13 protein-coding genes and 1 pseudogene are annotated in these 16,402 nt (G+C 71.9%); 5 read left to right on the top strand and 9 right to left on the bottom strand.

Annotated features, from left to right (window positions below):
• Positions 1-27 precede the first annotated feature (27 nt).
• The 3 genes from ACIQ9P_RS35250 to ACIQ9P_RS35260 all read right to left on the bottom strand — a co-directional run bounded on the left by ACIQ9P_RS35250 (position 28) and on the right by ACIQ9P_RS35260 (position 4,289).
• Positions 28-1,245 (bottom strand): spermidine/putrescine ABC transporter substrate-binding protein, encoded by a 1,218-nt coding sequence (locus tag ACIQ9P_RS35250; RefSeq protein ID WP_402365564.1) that lies wholly within the window; start codon positions 1,243-1,245, stop codon positions 28-30.
• Positions 1,246-1,313: 68 nt separating this feature from the next.
• Positions 1,314-2,672 (bottom strand): aspartate aminotransferase family protein, encoded by a 1,359-nt coding sequence (locus ACIQ9P_RS35255; RefSeq protein ID WP_402365566.1) that lies wholly within the window; start codon positions 2,670-2,672, stop codon positions 1,314-1,316.
• A gap of 171 nt (positions 2,673-2,843) precedes the next feature.
• Positions 2,844-4,289, bottom strand: coding sequence for a gamma-aminobutyraldehyde dehydrogenase (locus ACIQ9P_RS35260; protein WP_402365568.1), 1,446 nt, complete (start codon positions 4,287-4,289; stop codon positions 2,844-2,846).
• 300 nt (positions 4,290-4,589) lie between these two features.
• Here ACIQ9P_RS35260 and ACIQ9P_RS35265 point away from each other — a divergent pair, with 300 nt between their 5' ends.
• The 4 genes from ACIQ9P_RS35265 (at position 4,590) to ACIQ9P_RS35280 (ending at position 8,709) form a co-directional block, all read left to right on the top strand.
• Positions 4,590-5,063, top strand: coding sequence for an Lrp/AsnC family transcriptional regulator (locus ACIQ9P_RS35265; RefSeq protein ID WP_030396761.1), 474 nt, complete (start codon positions 4,590-4,592; stop codon positions 5,061-5,063).
• A complete protein-coding gene (locus tag ACIQ9P_RS35270) occupies positions 5,060-6,454 on the top strand; it encodes an aspartate aminotransferase family protein (protein WP_402365570.1) in 1,395 nt (464 codons plus the stop codon). The genes ACIQ9P_RS35265 and ACIQ9P_RS35270 overlap by 4 nt, the downstream gene beginning before the upstream one ends.
• A 334-nt stretch (positions 6,455-6,788) precedes the next feature.
• Positions 6,789-7,544: an ABC transporter ATP-binding protein gene (locus ACIQ9P_RS35275; RefSeq protein WP_402365572.1), complete on the top strand. Its 756-nt coding sequence runs from the start codon at positions 6,789-6,791 to the stop codon at positions 7,542-7,544.
• 13 nt (positions 7,545-7,557) lie between these two features.
• Complete coding sequence (locus ACIQ9P_RS35280) at positions 7,558-8,709, top strand: hypothetical protein (protein ID WP_402365574.1); 1,152 nt, start codon at positions 7,558-7,560, stop codon at positions 8,707-8,709.
• A gap of 117 nt (positions 8,710-8,826) precedes the next feature.
• On the opposite strand, the gene rlmN is transcribed toward ACIQ9P_RS35280, so the two are convergent.
• From rlmN to rpsB, 6 genes are all read right to left on the bottom strand, one after another.
• The gene (rlmN, locus tag ACIQ9P_RS35285) at positions 8,827-9,927 is read right to left on the bottom strand and encodes a 23S rRNA (adenine(2503)-C(2))-methyltransferase RlmN (RefSeq protein ID WP_402365576.1); all 1,101 of its coding nucleotides are present in this window, start codon (positions 9,925-9,927) and stop codon (positions 8,827-8,829) included.
• 92 nt (positions 9,928-10,019) lie between these two features.
• Positions 10,020-11,222, bottom strand: a complete 1,203-nt coding sequence (locus ACIQ9P_RS35290; protein WP_402365578.1) for a phosphatidate cytidylyltransferase — start codon at positions 11,220-11,222, stop codon at positions 10,020-10,022.
• 323 nt (positions 11,223-11,545) lie between these two features.
• A complete protein-coding gene (gene frr, locus ACIQ9P_RS35295) occupies positions 11,546-12,103 on the bottom strand; it encodes a ribosome recycling factor (protein ID WP_402365580.1) in 558 nt (185 codons plus the stop codon).
• 97 nt (positions 12,104-12,200) lie between these two features.
• Positions 12,201-12,965, bottom strand: a complete 765-nt coding sequence (gene pyrH, locus ACIQ9P_RS35300; protein WP_030396754.1) for a UMP kinase — start codon at positions 12,963-12,965, stop codon at positions 12,201-12,203.
• Positions 12,966-13,224: 259 nt separating this feature from the next.
• Entirely contained in the window at positions 13,225-14,064 is an 840-nt protein-coding gene (tsf, locus tag ACIQ9P_RS35305) for a translation elongation factor Ts (RefSeq protein WP_402365582.1), read from the bottom strand.
• A gap of 129 nt (positions 14,065-14,193) precedes the next feature.
• A complete protein-coding gene (rpsB, locus tag ACIQ9P_RS35310) occupies positions 14,194-15,102 on the bottom strand; it encodes a 30S ribosomal protein S2 (RefSeq protein ID WP_402365584.1) in 909 nt (302 codons plus the stop codon).
• A 514-nt stretch (positions 15,103-15,616) separates the two neighbouring features.
• Here rpsB and ACIQ9P_RS35315 point away from each other — a divergent pair.
• Positions 15,617-16,288 (top strand): annotated as a pseudogene (locus ACIQ9P_RS35315) (peptidoglycan DD-metalloendopeptidase family protein); the annotation flags it as partial.
• Positions 16,289-16,402 lie beyond the last annotated feature (114 nt).

Here is a 16,402-nt window from a genome sequence, read left to right on the forward strand (position 1 = left end):
GCGGCGGGACGGCGGAGGAGCCGGAGGTCAGACGCCGGTGATCCGGGTCCAGACCTTGTGCAGGCCGGGCCGCTCGGCGGAGCCGACGTCGCGCATGGTGTGCAGCCGGGCCCGCATCTCCTCGGTCGGGAAGAGCAGCGGGTGCTCCGCCAGCTCCGCCTTCTCCCGGTCCCCGCTGGCCGCCAGCACCTCACGGGCGGCCGGAACGGGGCAGATGTACTGCACCGCGGCCGCCAGTTCGGCGGCCACCTCCGGCTGGTAGTAGTGGTCGATCAGCAGTTCGGCGTTGCGCTTGTGCCCGGCCCGGTTGGGGATCATCAGGCTCTCGGCCCACAGCTCGCCGCCCTCCTCGGGCACCACGAACGCGATGTCCGGGTTCTCGGCGGTGAGCTGCACGGCGTCGCCGGAGTACGCCTGGCAGGCCAGCGCCGCGCCGGAGGCAAGGTCGCTGGTGTAGTCGTTGCCGGTGAACCGGCGCACGTGCCGGGTGTCGACCATCCGCTGCACCAGGTCCATCGCCTGCCGGGCCTGGTCCTCGGTGAAGGCCGAGATGTCGGCGCCCTGGGCGAGCATCAGCAGGCCGAGCGCCTCGTCCAGCCCGGCGAACAGGGTGACCCGGCCCTTCAGGTCGGGCGCCCAGAGGTCGGCGACGGACTTGATCTCCCGGCCGAGCTCCTTGCGGTTGTAGGCGATGCCGGTGATCCCGGACTGCCAGGGCACGCTGCGGCGGCGCCCGGGGTCGAAGGCCGGGTCGGCGAGCTGCGGGTCCAGCTGCGCCGTGACATTGGGCAGGTTGGCCCGGTCCATCGCCTGCACCCAGCCGAGCGAGACGTACCGGCCGGCCATCCAGTCGCTGACCACCATCAGGTCGCGGCCCGGGTCGGTGCCCTGGGTGAGCACCGGGCCCATCTTGCCGAAGAACTCGTCGTTGTCGTTGATGTCCTCGGTGTAGGTGACCTTGATGCCGGTCCGCTCGGTGAAGGCGTCCAGGGTCGGACGCCCGCCGTCGTCGTCGGTGTCGATGTACTGGGTCCAGTTGGAGAAGCCCAGCCGCTTCTCGCTCTCCGAGCGGTCGGGGGCGGAGCGGCGGTCCTCGTCCACGTAGGCCGACCGGATGCCGCAGCCGGTCAGGGCGGCGGCCCCGAACAGTCCGGCGCCGGTGCCGAGCACCCGGCGGCGGGTCGGACGGCGCCGGGTCGGACTCTGGAGGTCGCTCGGGCGGCGGGTCGGGGTGGTGCTGGGCATGGTGGAGCCTCCGGAGCGGGAGACGGCCCCGGACGCGCGGGCGCCCGGGGCCGTCCTGTCGGTGAGAGTCAGACGGTGTGCGCGTCGGCGAGCGACAGCACCTCGTCGAGGACGGCGAGACCGGCCTTCGCCTCCTCCTCCGTCACCGTGCACGGCGGCACGACGTGGAAGCGGTTCATGTTGACGAACGGCCAGAGCCCCCGCTGCTTGCACGCGGCGGCCAGCTCGGCGATCGGCGCGTTGGCGGCGCCGGCCGCGTTGTACGGCACCAGCGGCTCACGGGTGGCACGGTCCTTCACCAGGTCGAGCGCCCAGAAGACGCCCAGCCCGCGCACCTCGCCGATGGACGGGTGCCGCTCCGCCAGCTCGCGCAGGCCGGGACCGATCACGGTCTCGCCGATGTGCTTGGCGTTCTCGACGATGCCCTCCTCCGCCATGGCGTTGAGGGTGGCGACGGCCGAGGCGCAGGCCAGCGGGTGGCCGGAGTAGGTGAGCCCGCCGGGGAACGGCCGCTCCGCGAAGGTGGCGGCGATCTCGGCGCTGATCGCCACGCCGCCCAGCGGGACGTAGCCCGAGTTGACGCCCTTGGCGAAGGTCAGCAGGTCCGGGGTGACGCCCCAGTGGTCGGCGGCGAACCACTCGCCGGTGCGGCCGAAGCCGGCCATCACCTCGTCGAGGATGAAGACGATGCCGTAGCGGTCGCAGATCTCCCGGACCCCGGCCAGGTAGCCGGGCGGCGGGATCAGGATGCCGGCGGTGCCGACCACGGTCTCCAGGATCACGGCCGCGACGGTGCCGGGGCCCTCGAAGGCGATGACCTGCTCCAGGTGGGCCAGCGCGCGCTCGCACTCCTGCGCCTCGTTCTCGGCGTGGAAGTTGGAGCGGTAGGCGTACGGGCCCCAGAAGTGCACGATGCCGGAGACGCCGGTCTCGTTGGCCCAGCGGCGCGGGTCGCCGGTGAGGGCGATCGCGTTGGCGGTGGCGCCGTGGTAGGAGCGGTAGGTGGAGAGCACCTTCTGCCGGCCGGTGTGCAGCCTGGCCATCCGGATGGCGTTCTCGTTGGCCTCGGCGCCGCCGTTGGTGAAGAAGATCTTGTCCAGGTCGCCGGGGGTGCGCTCGGCGATCAGCCGGGCCGCCTCGCTGCGCGACTCGACCGCGAAACCGGGGGCGATGGTGCAGAGCTTCGCCGCCTGCTCCTGGATGGCCGCGACCACCTTCGGGTGCTGGTGCCCGATGTTGGTGTTGACCAGCTGGGAGGAGAAGTCCAGGTAGCGGTTGCCGTCGTAGTCCCAGAAGTACGAGCCCTCGGCGCCGGCCACCGCGAGGGGGTCGATCAGCGCCTGGGCGGACCACGAGTGGAAGACGTGCGCGCGGTCGGCGGCCTTGACGGCCTGGCCGGCGGCCGCGTCGGCGGTGGGGATGCTCATGCGGCAAGGCTAGGGACTCGCCGTACCGAAGTGGAGAGCCATCCTGTCAGCCGGTCGGCGCAACGGCCGACAGGGTGCAAAGGCACAGGGCCCGGGTCGCGGGGACCCGGGCCCATGGTCGGATCACACGATCGTCGTCCGATCGGACCGTGTTCCGCGGGCGGTGCTCGCTCAGATGGCGGTCATCACGTGCTTGACCCGGGTGTAGTCCTCGAAGCCGTAGGAGGAGAGGTCCTTGCCGTAGCCGGACTTCTTGAAGCCGCCGTGCGGCATCTCCGCGACCAGCGGGATGTGGGTGTTGATCCAGACGCAGCCGAAGTCCAGCCGACGGGACATCCGCATGGCGCGGGCGTGGTCCTTGGTCCACACCGAGGAGGCCAGCGCGAACTCCACGCCGTTGGCGTAGTCGACGGCCTGCTCCTCGTCCGAGAACCGCTGCACGGTGATGACCGGGCCGAAGACCTCGTTCTGGATGATCTCGTCGTCCTGCTTCAGGCCGGAGACGACGGTCGGGGCGTAGAAGTAGCCCTTGTCGCCGACCCGGTGACCGCCGGCCTCGACCTTGGCGTGGGCCGGCAGGCGCTCGATGAAACCGGAGACCTGCTTCAGCTGGTTGGCGTTGTTCAGCGGGCCGTAGAGCACGTCCTCGTCGTCCACACCGCCGGTCCTGGTCTCGGCGGCGGCCTTGGCCAGCGCCTCGACGAAGGCGTCGTGGATCGACTCGTGCACCAGCACCCGGGTGGCGGCGGTGCAGTCCTGGCCGGCGTTGAAGAAGCCCGCCACCGAGATGCCCTCGACGGCCTCGGCGATGTCGGCGTCCTCGAAGACCACGACCGGGGCCTTGCCGCCCAGCTCCAGGTGGACGCGCTTGACGTCCTTGGAGGCCGACTCGGCGACCTGGATCCCGGCGCGCACCGAGCCGGTGATGGAGGCCATCGCCGGGGTGCGGTGCTCGACCATCAGACGGCCGGTCTCCCGGTCGCCGCAGATCACGTTGAAGACACCGGCCGGGAGCTCCAGGTCCTTGAGGATGTCGCCGATGATCCCGGCCAGCAGCACGGTGGAGGCCGGGGTGGTGTCGGAGGGCTTCAGCACCACGGTGTTGCCGGCGGCGATGGCCGGGGCGAACTTCCAGACGGCCATCATCATCGGGTAGTTCCACGGCGCCACCTGGGCGCAGACACCGACCGGCTCGCGGCGGACGATCGAGGTCATGCCGTCCATGTACTCACCGGCGGACTTGCCCTCCAGCAGGCGGGCGGCACCGGCGAAGAAGCGGATCTGGTCCACCATCGGACCGATCTCCTCGGAGAGGGTCAGCCCGCGCGGCTTGCCGGTGTTGCGGACCTCGGCGTCGACGATCTCGTCGGCACGGGCCTCGACCGCGTCCGCGATCTTCAGCAGCAGCTTCTGCCGGGTGCTCGGGGTCGAGTCCCGCCAGGCCGGGAACGCGGCCGCCGCGGCGTCCATGGCGGCGTCCACATCGGAGGCACCGGACAGCGGGGAGGTCGCGTAGACCTCGCCGGTGGTGGGGTCGACGATGTCCAGCGTGCGGCCGTCGGCCGCATCGACGAACTCACCGTTGATGTAGTTGCGCAGCGTGCGAAGGTCGCTCACGGGTGTCTCCTCGGTCTCGGCCTGCGGCATTGCAGAATCCGGCGCCATGGTACGTCGGCCGCGGGGGCCGGCGGAGGGCGCCGAGTGGCCGCGCCGGTCGCGCCGCGGTCCACTGGTTGGCGGAATGCGCACGGCACAGCGGAGCCGCGCGCGTACCGTAGCCAGGGTAGCCGTACCACTGCTGTTATCGACAGGCCGACCGCGCATCAACGATGAAATCCGCATGCGTTTTCCACGATCTCGACGAAATCAGCAGCTGCCGCGCTTGCGAACACGCGGCCGATCGGGCACAGTGGCGGCGTGGCCAACCGCGACCGGAACGCCAGCGTTCCCCTCGACGCCGCCTCCAAGGCGATCATCGAGCAGCTCCAGGAGGACGGGCGCCGCCCGTACGCCGCCATCGGCAAGGCCGTCGGCCTGTCCGAGGCGGCCGTACGACAGCGCGTCCAGAAGCTGCTCGACCAGGGCGTGATGCAGATCGTCGCCGTCACGGACCCGCTCACCGTCGGCTTCACCCGCCAGGCGATGGTCGGAATCCGGGTCGAAGGAGACATCGATCCCGTCGCCGACGCGCTGGCCGCCCTCGACGAGGTCGACTACGTCGTCTGCACCGCCGGCTCGTTCGACCTCCTGGCCGAACTGGTCTGCGAGGACGACGAGCACCTGCTCGAAATGATCAACAAGCGCATCCGCGCGCTTCCCGGCGTGCGGAGCACCGAGAGCTTCGTTTACCTGAAGCTCCGGAAACAGACCTACACCTGGGGCACCCGATGACAGCCGACCCGGCGCAGAAGGACCTTTCCAAGACCGCCTACGACCACCTGTGGATGCACTTCACCCGCATGTCGTCGTACGAGAACTCCCCCGTGCCGACGATCGTCAAGGGCGAGGGCACCTACGTCTGGGACGACAAGGGACGCAAGTACCTCGACGGCCTCGCCGGCCTGTTCGTCGTCCAGGCCGGCCACGGCCGTGAGGAGCTCGCCGAGGCCGCCGCCAAGCAGGCCAAGGAGCTCGCCTTCTTCCCGGTGTGGAGCTACGCCCACCCGAAGGCCGTCGAGCTGGCCGAGCGCCTGGCCAACTACGCCCCGGGCGACCTGAACAAGGTTTTCTTCTCCACCGGTGGCGGCGAGGCCGTCGAGACCGCCTGGAAGCTTGCCAAGCAGTACTTCAAGCTGACCGGCAAGCCGACCAAGTACAAGGTCATCTCGCGGGCCGTCGCCTACCACGGCACCCCGCAGGGCGCCCTGTCCATCACCGGCCTGCCGGGCCTGAAGGCCCCGTTCGAGCCGCTGGTGCCGGGCACCCACAAGGCCCCGAACACCAACATCTACCGCGCCCCGGCCTTCCTGGCCGGCCCCGACGGCACGGTCGACCCCGAGGCGTACGGCCGCTGGTGCGCCGACGAGATCGAGGTCGCGATCCTCAACGAGGGCGCCGAGACCGTCGCCGCCGTCTTCGTCGAGCCGGTGCAGAACGCCGGTGGCTGCTTCCCGCCGCCGCCCGGGTACTTCCAGCGCCTGCGCGAGATCTGCGACCGCCACGACGTGCTGCTGGTCTCGGACGAGGTCATCTGCGCCTTCGGCCGCCTCGGCACCATGTTCGGCGCCGACAAGTTCGGCTACCAGCCCGACATGATCACCTGCGCCAAGGGCATGACCTCGGGCTACTCCCCGATCGGCGCCACGATCATCTCGGACCGCCTCGCGGAGCCGTTCTACAAGGGTGACAACACCTTCCTGCACGGCTACACCTTCGGCGGCCACCCGGTCTCCTCCGCGGTGGCGCTGGCCAACCTCGACATCTTCGAGCGCGAGGGCCTGAACCAGCACGTCCTCGACAACGAGGCCAACTTCCTCGGCACCCTGGACAAGCTGCGCGACCTGCCGATCGTCGGCGACGTCCGCGGCAACGGGTACTTCTACGGCATCGAGCTGGTGAAGGACAAGGTCACCAAGGAGTCGTTCAACGACGACGAGGTCGAGCGCGTGCTCTACGGCTTCCTGTCGAAGGCGCTCTTCGACAACGGCCTGTACTGCCGTGCCGACGACCGTGGGGACCCGGTCATCCAGCTGGCGCCGCCGCTGATCTCGAACCAGTCGACCTTCGACGAGATCGAGCAGATCCTGCGGACCAGCCTCACCGACGCGTGGGCGAAGATCTGACCTCTCGGACTTTCCTTCCCACCCTCCGTCACAGGGCGGTCCCGCTTCGGCGGGGCCGCCCTGCGGCGTTCCCGCGCCGGCTCCCGGCGGCGGGTCCGACGGCGGGTCCGACGGCCGCTCCCGGCGACCGCTCCCGCCATCGGGTCCCGATCCCGGGTCCCGATGGCGCGTCCCGACGGCGGTTCCCGGCCGTTCCGTCATCGACCCCTCGATCAAACACGCCTGATTGCGGGCGATTTGCCCTGGATGGGCCAGTGTGCCGCAACCGCGCCCAGGCCCGATCGTTCTAATCTGACGACTGTCATATCCCTGCGGCCACCCAGGATGGAACCTCATGTCAGCGGCCCCTCCTGACAACGACGTGCTGTGGGCCCGGGGGATCGTCAAGTCCCACCAGGGCACCCCCGCGCTGCGCGGCGTCTCGCTCGGGGTCCGGGAGGGCGAGGTCCTCGCCGTCACCGGCCCGCGCGGCTCCGGCAAGAGCACCCTGCTCGGCTGCCTCTCCGCCCTGCTCCCGGTCGACGAGGGCGAGGTCTGGTTCAACAGCTCCCCCGTGCACACCCTCGGCCGGGCCGGCCGCGAACGGCTGCGCCGCGACCGCTTCGGCTTCGTCGGTTCCGAACCGCACCTGGTCCCCGAACTGACGGCCCGGGAGAACGTCGCCCTGCCCCTGCTGCTGGCCGGCGCCGGCGGCAAGGCCGCCCACACCGCCGCCGACGAGTGGCTGGAGCGCCTGGACATCGGCGACCTCGCCAAGCTCCGGCCGGAACGGCTGGTCCAGGGCCAGCGCCAGCGGATCGCCGTCGCCCGGGCCCTCGCACCGCTCCCGCCGGTCGTCTTCGCCGACGACCCCACCGCCCCGCTGCACCGCGAGACCGCCGAACAGGTCCTGCGGATACTGACCAGCGCGGCCCGCTCCCACCAGCTCACCCTCGTGCTGGCCACCCACGACCCCGAGCTCGTCCGGTACGCGGACCGCGCCGTCGCCCTCCTCGACGGTCGCCTGACCGGCCCCGCCACCCCCGTGCCGCGCGGCCTCACCGCCCCCGGCACGGCCGGGGCCACCGCCGTCCCGGCCGCCGGCCGCTGAAAGAGTCGACGCCGTGTTCTATCTCCGCCTGGCCCGGGGCTACCGGGTCCCCGACCTCGGCCGCTGGCTGCTGACCGCCCTGGCCGGCGCGGTCGTCGCCGCCTTCCTGCTGCGCGCCCTCGGCCGGGCGATGAGCGGCCCCGCCGACGGCCACGACGCGCTCGTCCGGCTGCTCTGGTGCCTTCCCCCGCTGGCCGCCGTCGCCTGGTTCGCGGCCGTCGCCGCCCGCGCCGTACCCGCCCGGCGGGCCGACCGGATCGCCGGACTCACCACCGCCGGTGCCGGGGCAGGCCGGATCCGCGCCCTGATCGCCGGCGAGGTCGCGCTCGCCTGCGGGGCCGGCGCCGGACTCACCCTGCTGGTCTTCCTGGTCCTGCGCAACGACATCGCCGGACCGACCCTCGCCGACGAACTGGGCATGGGCGTCGCCCTCCCGGCCGCCGCACCGGTCACCCTGCTCGCCCTCGTCCCGCTCACCGCCGGACTCGCCGCGGCCGGGGCCGTCCGGCCCGCCGAGACCCTGCCCGGACGCTCCGGCGCCGAACCGACCGGCTTCGGCCCGTGGCGGCTCGCCCTGCCGATCGGCCTCGCCGTCATCGGCCTCGCCCTGGAACTGATCGCGCTCCGCCCCGGCGCCGCCGCCGACGGCCGCCCGATCCACCTGCCGGCCGGACTCGGCAGCACCAGCACCGCCGCGCTGGGCGGGTGGACCGCCTCCGCGGTCGGCCTCGCGCTGCTCACCGGCCCGCTGCTCGGCTGGGCCGGGCGGCTGCTGGCGCTCGGACGGCCCACCCCGCTGCGGCTGCTCGCCGGCCGGGGCCTCACCGCGCAGGCCCGCCGGCTCGGGGCGCCGCTGGCCGTCCTCGCCCTGGCGCTCGCGGTGGTGCTCACCACCGTTCGCTACTGGCTGGGCGAGCCCGGCAGCGCGGACGTCCTGCCCGCGATCGAGGCCGGGCTGGTGCTGGGCTGCGCGGCCGGGGCGGTGGTGGTCCGGCTGGCCGAGCTGCGCACCGCCCGCCGGGGCGTCGCCGAGGCGCTGCTGCGGCTCGGGGCGTCGCCGCGGCTGCTGTTCGGCGCCGTCGTGCTGCGGACCCTGATGACCGGCACCGTCCTGCTGGTCACGGGCGGGGCCACCGCGGCCCTGGCCGCCGCCGGACTGCGCTGAGCCCGAGCGGGTCCCCGGCCCCGGTACCCGACGGCCTCGCAGGCGGACGGCCCGGGCCGTCCGGGACGAGTCACCGGTCGGCCCGGGCCGCGACGGGTCACCGGTCGGGTCGGACGGTCAGCCGGCCGCCGCGAGCTGGCCGCAGGCGCCGTCGATCTCCTGACCGCGGGTGTCGCGGACGGTCGTCGGCACGCCGTGCGCCTGGAGCCGCCGGACGAACTCCCGCTCGTCCTCGGGGCGCGAGGCCGTCCACTTGGAGCCCGGAGTGGGGTTCAGCGGGATCAGGTTGACGTGCACCCGCTGGTTCTTGATCAGCCGGCCGAGCAGGTCCGCCCGCCACGCCTGGTCGTTGATGTCCTTGATCAGCGCGTACTCGATGGAGATCCGACGGCCGGACTTCTCGGCGTAGTTCCACGCCGCGTCCAGCACCTCGGCGACCTTCCAGCGGGTGTTGACCGGCACCAGCTCGTCGCGGAGCTCGTCGTCCGGAGCGTGCAGCGACAGCGCCAGGCGGCAGCTGAGCTCCTCGTCGGCGAACCGGTACATGGCCGGGACCAGGCCGACGGTCGAGACCGTGATACCGCGCTGGGACAGGCCGAAGCCGTCCGGCGCCGGGTCGGTCAGCCGACGGATCGAGGCCAGAACCCGCTTGTAGTTGGCCAGCGGCTCTCCCATGCCCATGAAGACCACGTTGGACAAGCGGGCCTCGCCACCAGGGATCTCCCCGCTGCGCAGCGAGCGCATCCCGGCGGCGATCTGCTCCACGATCTCGGCCGTCGACAGGTTGCGGGTCAGCCCCGCCTGGCCGGTGGCGCAGAAGGGGCAGTTCATGCCGCAGCCCGCCTGCGAGCTGATGCACATGGTCACCCGGTCCGGGTAGCGCATCAGCACCGACTCGACGAGCGTGCCGTCGAACAGCTTCCAGAGCGTCTTGCGGGTGGTGTCGTCGTCGCAGGAGACGTGCCGCAGCACCGACATCAGCTCCGGCAGCAGGCTGTCGGTGAGCTTCTCCCGGCTGGCGGCGGGGATGTCCGTCCAGCTCGCCGGGTCGTTCGACATCCGGCCGAAGTAGTGGTTGGAGAGCTGCTTCGCGCGGAACGGCTGCTCGCCCAGCTCGGCGACGGCCTCCTTGCGCTCGGCGGGGCTCAGGTCGGCGAGGTGTCGCGGGGGCTTGGCGCCGCGCGGCGCGACAAAAGTGAGTTCTCCGGGCTTAGGCATGGTTCATCCAGTGTCGCAGACGCGCGGGGGCCCCGGACGCCGTGCGTCCGGGGCCCGGGGTCGGGCGGGTGGGCCCGGTGGCCCTGGTGGCCTCAGCTGCCGACGAAGGCCGCCAGCAGCAGCCAGACCACCGGGGCGGTCGGCAGCAACGAGTCCAGCCGGTCCATGATGCCGCCGTGGCCGGGCAGCAGGGTGCCCATGTCCTTGATGCCGAGATCGCGCTTGATCATCGACTCGCCCAGGTCGCCCAGGGTCGCGGTGACCGCCGCGCAGCCGCCCAGGACCAGGCCCTGCCACCAACTGCCGCCGTCGATGATCAGCTCCATCAGCAGCGCGCCCGCCAACATCGACAGGCCGATGCCGCCGGCCAGGCCCTCGCGGGTCTTGCCCGGGCTGATCGTCGGCGCCAGCTTGGTCCGGCCGAACTTGTAGCCCACCGCGTAGGCACCGGTGTCGCTGCAGACCGTGACGATGAGGAACAGCACGATCCGCTGCGGACCGTCGTCGGCCGCCAGCATCATCGCCACGAAGGTGGCGAGGAAGGGGACGTAGAAGGCGGTGAAGATGCCCGCCGTTATGTCCCGCAGGTAGTTCTCCGGCGGCTCGGCCATCCGCCGGACCATCACCGCGAGACCGGTGAGCGCGAGCGAGGCCGCCGCCCACTGGATCCCCGACCAGTAGCCGGTGGCGACCATGGCGATGCCGCCCGCGACCAGCGGGACCAGCGGCGCCTTGATCTCCTTGCGCTCGGCCAGCCGACTGGTCAGCTCCCAGACGCCGACCGACACCGCCGCGATCACCACGACCAGGAACAGGGCCTTGACGACGAAGAGCGAGGCGATGATGACCGCGCCGAGGCCGACGCCCACGCCTATCGCGGCCTGGAGGTTGCGGCCACCGCGCTGCTTGCGCTGCGCCGGCTGAGGCTGCGGATCGGGCTGGGCCACGGGTGTCTCCTGCCCTGGGTGGGACGACGGCACGAGGAAGGGCTGCCCCACCGCCGGTCCGCCCGGCACACCGGGGTGACCCGCCGGGGCCGGCGGCGCCTGCGGCACCGACGGCCCCGGGTACGCCACGGCGCCCGGGTACGGCCCGCCGACCGGAGCGGGCCCGGCGTCGTCGGTGATCGCGCGCAGCACGACCGTCTCCGACGCGCCCGGCTCCACCGCCCCGGGCTGCTCGTCGCGGAACAGCGGTCCGCTCAGCCGGCCCGTCTCCCGGGACGGCCCCTCGACGGGGTCGGGCCCGGACGGGGCTGCGGGCCGAGGCCCCGGGTCGGCCGGTACGGGAGGCATGACCTGAGTCTCCTCCGCGTCGGGGTCCCAGTACACCGGAGGCTGCTGGGAGTGACCCGTTCGGTGGCCGGGGTCACCCGGGCCGTACTGACCGGGTCGGTCGTACGGCCCGCCCGGCGGCTGCGCCGGGTACCCGCCGGCGGCGGGTGCGCCGGGCGGGCCGGACATGCCGACGGGCGCGGTGCCGGGGGCACCGGGAGCGACGGGCGGGCCCGGGGCCTGCGCAGGCGCACCGGGGGCCTGCGCAGGCTCGTACGGACGGTACGGCTGGTACTGCTGGTCGGACGTGCCCCAATAGCCAGGGGCGTCAGGGGCGTCGTTCATCAGACCTCGAGCAGCTCGGCTTCCTTGTGCTTCAGCAGCTCGTCGACGGAGGCCACGTACTTGGCCGTGGTGTCGTCGAGCTCCTTCTCGGCGCGACGGCCGTCGTCCTCGCCGATCTCGCCGTCCTTGACCAGCTTGTCGATGGCGTCCTTGGCCTTGCGGCGGACGGCGCGGATCGACACCTTGGCGTCCTCGCCCTTGCCGCGGGCGACCTTGATGAACTCCCGGCGGCGCTCCTCGGTGAGCTCGGGGAGCACGACCCGGATGATGGAGCCGTCGTTCGACGGGTTGACACCCAGGTCGGAGTCGCGGATCGCCTGCTCGATCGCCTTCAGCGCGGTCTTGTCGAACGGCGAGACGACGGCCATCCGGGGCTCCGGCACGGAGAAGGAAGCCAGCTGGTTGATCGGCGTCACGGCGCCGTAGTACTCCGCGACGATCTTGGCGAACATCGCCGGGTGCGCGCGGCCGGTGCGGATGGCGGCGAAGTCGTCCTTGGCGTGGCCGACGGCCTTCTCCATCTTCTCCTCGGCGTCGAGGAGGGTCTCTTCGATCACTGTGATCTCCCTGTCCGGTTCATCTGCTGGTGTCCCGACCGGTGTCGGGCGCCGGAGCCTCTCGGCGGCGGCGCCGTCCGGTGCGGCTGGTTACTGCTCAGGCCCGGACGGAATCCTGGCTGATGAGTGTGCCGATCTTCTCACTCTTCACCGCACGCGCGATATTGCCCTCCGCAAGCAGCTCGAAGACCAGCATCGGAAGGTTGTTGTCCTTGCACAGCGTGATCGCGGTGAGGTCGGCCACCTTGAGGTCGCGCGCGATGACCTCGGAGTACTCCAGCGCGTCGAACTTGACCGCGTCCGGGTTGGTACGGGGGTCGGAGTCGTAGACGCCGTCCACGCCGTTCTTGCCCATCAGCAGCACATCGGCGTGGATCTCCAGCGCCCGCTGGACGGCCGTGGTGTCGGTGGAGAAGTACGGCATGCCCATACCGGCGCCGAAGATCACCACGCGGCCCTTCTCCAGGTGCCGGACGGCGCGCAGCGGCAGGTACGGCTCGGCGACCTGGCCCATCGTGATGGCGGTCTGCACCCGCGTCTCGATGCCCTCCTTGACCAGGAAGTCCTGGAGCGCCAGGCAGTTCATGACCGTGCCGAGCATGCCCATGTAGTCCGAGCGGGCCCGGTCCATTCCGCGGACCTGGAGTTCGGCGCCGCGGAAGAAGTTGCCGCCACCGATCACCACGGCGACCTCGGTGCCCGCGCGGACGACCGTGGCGATCTCACGGGCGATCGCGTGCACGACGTCCGGATCGACGCCGAGCCCGCCGCCGCCGGCGAATGCCTCACCGGACAGCTTCAGCATTACCCGGCGGCGCGTGCCGTCCTGGATCTCCCGCGCGGTCTCCTGCGTCTCCTGCATGGACTTCTCCTTCTGCACCTACTGGTTCACAGGCGCGGGTGTGCGGGTGCCCGGCCTGCGCGTACACGCGAGGAGGCCACTGCCGCGGGAACCGGTTCGGTGTCCTGCACGGCAATGGCCTCCTCTTCGTTCATGCCGCCGACGCGGCTCGCCCATGAACGGATGGCGCTGGGTGAGCCCGTACGGCGCGTTCCCGTCGCCCTGGTCAGCGGGCGGGGACGGTTCCCAGCCTACGGCCGGGGAACCGGTGGAACGTTGCTCAGGCGCCGACGCGGAAGCGGGCGAAGCGCTTGAGGGCGACGCCGTTCTCCTCGAGGACCTTGGCGACGGTCTTCTTGTTGTCCTTCGCGAAAGCCTGCTCCAGGACGGAGTTCTCCTTCACGAAGCCGGTGACGCGACCCTCGACGATCTTCGGCAGGGCGGCCTCCGGCTTGCCCTCCTCGCGAGCGGTGGCCTCGGCGACGCGGCGCTCGTTCTCGATGTCCTCGGCCGGGATGTCCTCGCGGGACAGGTACTTCGGCGCGAAGGCGGCGATGTGCTGCGCGACGTCCTTGGCGACCTCGGCGTTCTCCTTGTCCAGCTCGACCAGGACGCCGACGGCCGGCGGGAGGTCGGGGCTGGTCTTGTGCAGGTAGACCGCGACGAAGCCGTCGCCGTCGAACTGCGCGAAGCGGCGGAAGACGATCTTCTCGCCCAGGGTCGCGTTGGCCTCGTCCACGAACTGCTGGACGGTCTTGCCGGCCTCGATCTCGGAAGCCAGGGCGGCGTCCAGGTCGGCCGGGGCGCTCTTCGCGACGTGGGCGGCGATCGCGTCGGCGACCTTGACGAAGTTGTCACCCTTGGCGACGAAGTCGGTCTCGCAGTTCAGCTCGACCAGGACGCCGGACTTCTTGTCCTCGGCGATCAGCGCGGCGACGGCACCGTTGGAGGCGTCGCGGCCCTCACGCTTGGCAACGCCCTTCTGGCCCTTGATGCGCAGAAGCTCGACGGCCTTCTCGACGTTGCCCTCGGCCTCGTCCAGGGCCTTCTTGCAGTCCATCATGCCGGCGCCGGTGAGCTCACGGAGCTTCTTGACGTCCGCGGCGGTGAAGTTCGCCATGGTGTGAATCTCTTCTCGCGTCTCGCGTGTCTGCGTGGAGTAGTGCCGGGACCGATGATTCGGCCCCGGCACGGGAGAGAGGGGCACCGACCGGTGTCGTACCGGCGAGTGCCCCTCACCCTTGGTACGTCAGGCCTGCTCGGCCGGAGCCTCGGTGGCCTCGGCGACGGGGGCCTCCTCGACGGGCGCCTCGGTGGCCTCGGCAGCGGGGGCCTCGGCGACCGGAGCGGCCTCGACGGCGACGGGGGCCTCGTCAGCCTTCTTCTCGCCCTCCAGGATGTCCTTCTCCCAGTCGGCGAGCGGCTGGTCGGCACCCGGCTCGGCCTTGACGTCGCCCTTGGCGACACCCGCGCGGGACTTGAGGCCCTCGGCGACGGCGTCGGCGATCACGCGGGTCAGCAGGGTGACGGAGCGGATCGCGTCGTCGTTGCCCGGGATCTTGTAGTCGACCTCGTCGGGGTCACAGTTGGTGTCGAGGATGGCGACGACCGGGATGTTGAGCTTCCGGGCCTCGCCGACCGCGATGTGCTCCTTCTTGGTGTCCACGATCCAGACAGCGCTGGGAACGCGCTGCATGTCACGGATACCGCCGAGGGTCTTCTCCAGCTTGTCGTGCTCGCGCTGGAGGACCAGGAGCTCCTTCTTGGTGAGACCGGAACCGGCCACATCCGCGAAGTCCAGCTCGCCCAGCTCCTTGAGACGCTGCAGGCGCTTGTAGACGGTCGAGAAGTTGGTCAGCATGCCGCCGAGCCAGCGCTGGTTCACGTAGGGCATGCCCACGCGGGTGGCCTGCTCGGCGATGGCCTCCTGGGCCTGCTTCTTCGTGCCGACGAAGAGGACGCTGCCGCCGTGGGCAACGGTCTCCCGGATGAACTCGAAGGCGCGGTCGATGTAGTTCAGCGACTGCAGGAGGTCGATGATGTAGATGCCGTTGCGCTCGGTGATGATGAAGCGCTTCATCTTCGGGTTCCAGCGGCGGGTCTGGTGACCGAAGTGGACGCCGCTCTCAAGCAGCTCCCGCATCGTGACGACGGCCATAGCCGTGCTCCTCAGGTGTTACGCCCGGCGCCGACGCAGCGGCGTCGCAGGAGGCGCGGTGGCGCTTCCCGCTCGGCTGGTGCGAACTGCCGGGTCAGGCTCGGTTTTGTCCGTGGCGGCCAGGTGACAGCCACGCCTGACGCCCCGAACGTGCCGAGCCGCTTCCCCCGGCGGTCCTGGGACCGGTCGGGCTCGGCGGACCGAGCGGCACTCGCACCTGGCGGGGGCGGCGGCTGAGCCGCTGTACGACCACCGGTGGCGGGGCGTGCGAAGTCGACCCGGCGGACCGGGTCGCGTGTGAAGTGTACGGGAAGCGCCGAGCGCCGAGCGACTCCGCGGAAGGCGGGCGGGCGGGGACCGGCCAGGTCCGGGGCGCCGGGGCGCCGCGTTGGGGTCCCGTGAACCTGCCGGGGCCCACTCGTTGGAGGGACGGCCATTGTCCACAGGGCCCGGTTGTCCACAGGGATCAGGGCCGGGGTGGCCGGGCCGGGCCGCTTCGGGGAGTCTCGGCGGCATGGCTGTGGGTGGCGCGGGCGCGAGTACGACGGTGAGGGCGGGTGCGGGTGCGGGTGTTGGCGTGGGAGTGGGAGTGGGGCGGCGGGTGTTGTCACCGCTCCTGTCGGTGGCGCTCGTCCTCCTGCTGACCGGTGGCTGGCCCGGGACACTCGGGCACGCCGCCGGGGCGGTCGGAGCGGAACGGGCGGTCGGGGCGGAACGGGCAGTCGGGGCGGCGAGAGCCGCGGTCGGCGGCACGGGGGAGGCCGGTCCCGGGGCCGGCGTTCATGGGGCGGGCGGGGTGCGCGAGGGCGGGGCGGGCGAGGGCGGGGTGCGCGAGGGCGGGCAGTGGTGGCCGGTGGACGGTCCGGACGGGGGACCGGGTGTCGTGATCGGCCGCTTCGAGCCGCCCTCGCGACCGTGGGACGCGGGCCACCGGGGTATCGACCTGGCCGCCACCACCGGTGCGGAGGTCCGCGCGGCGGCGGCGGGAGTGGTGACGTTCGCCGGACCGGTGGCCGGGCGACCGGTCGTCACGGTCACCCACGCGATGACGGGAGCCTCGGCGGCCGCGGCTTCGTCGGTCCCCCCGCCTCGGAGCACCTACCTACCGGTGGAGGGGACCCTCCCGGTCGGCACCGCCGTGGCGGCCGGACAGGTGGTCGGACGGCTCGCTCGCGGGGGCGGCCACTGCGCCGACACCCCCTGCCTGCACTGGGGCCTGCTGCGCGGGAAGCGCTACCTCGACCCGCCGGCCCTGCTCGGGAGCGGACGGGCCCGGCTGCTCCCGCTCGACCGACGGAGG

This window comes from Kitasatospora sp. NPDC094019 (assembly GCF_044764505.1).
GTDB lineage: Bacteria > Actinomycetota > Actinomycetes > Streptomycetales > Streptomycetaceae > Kitasatospora.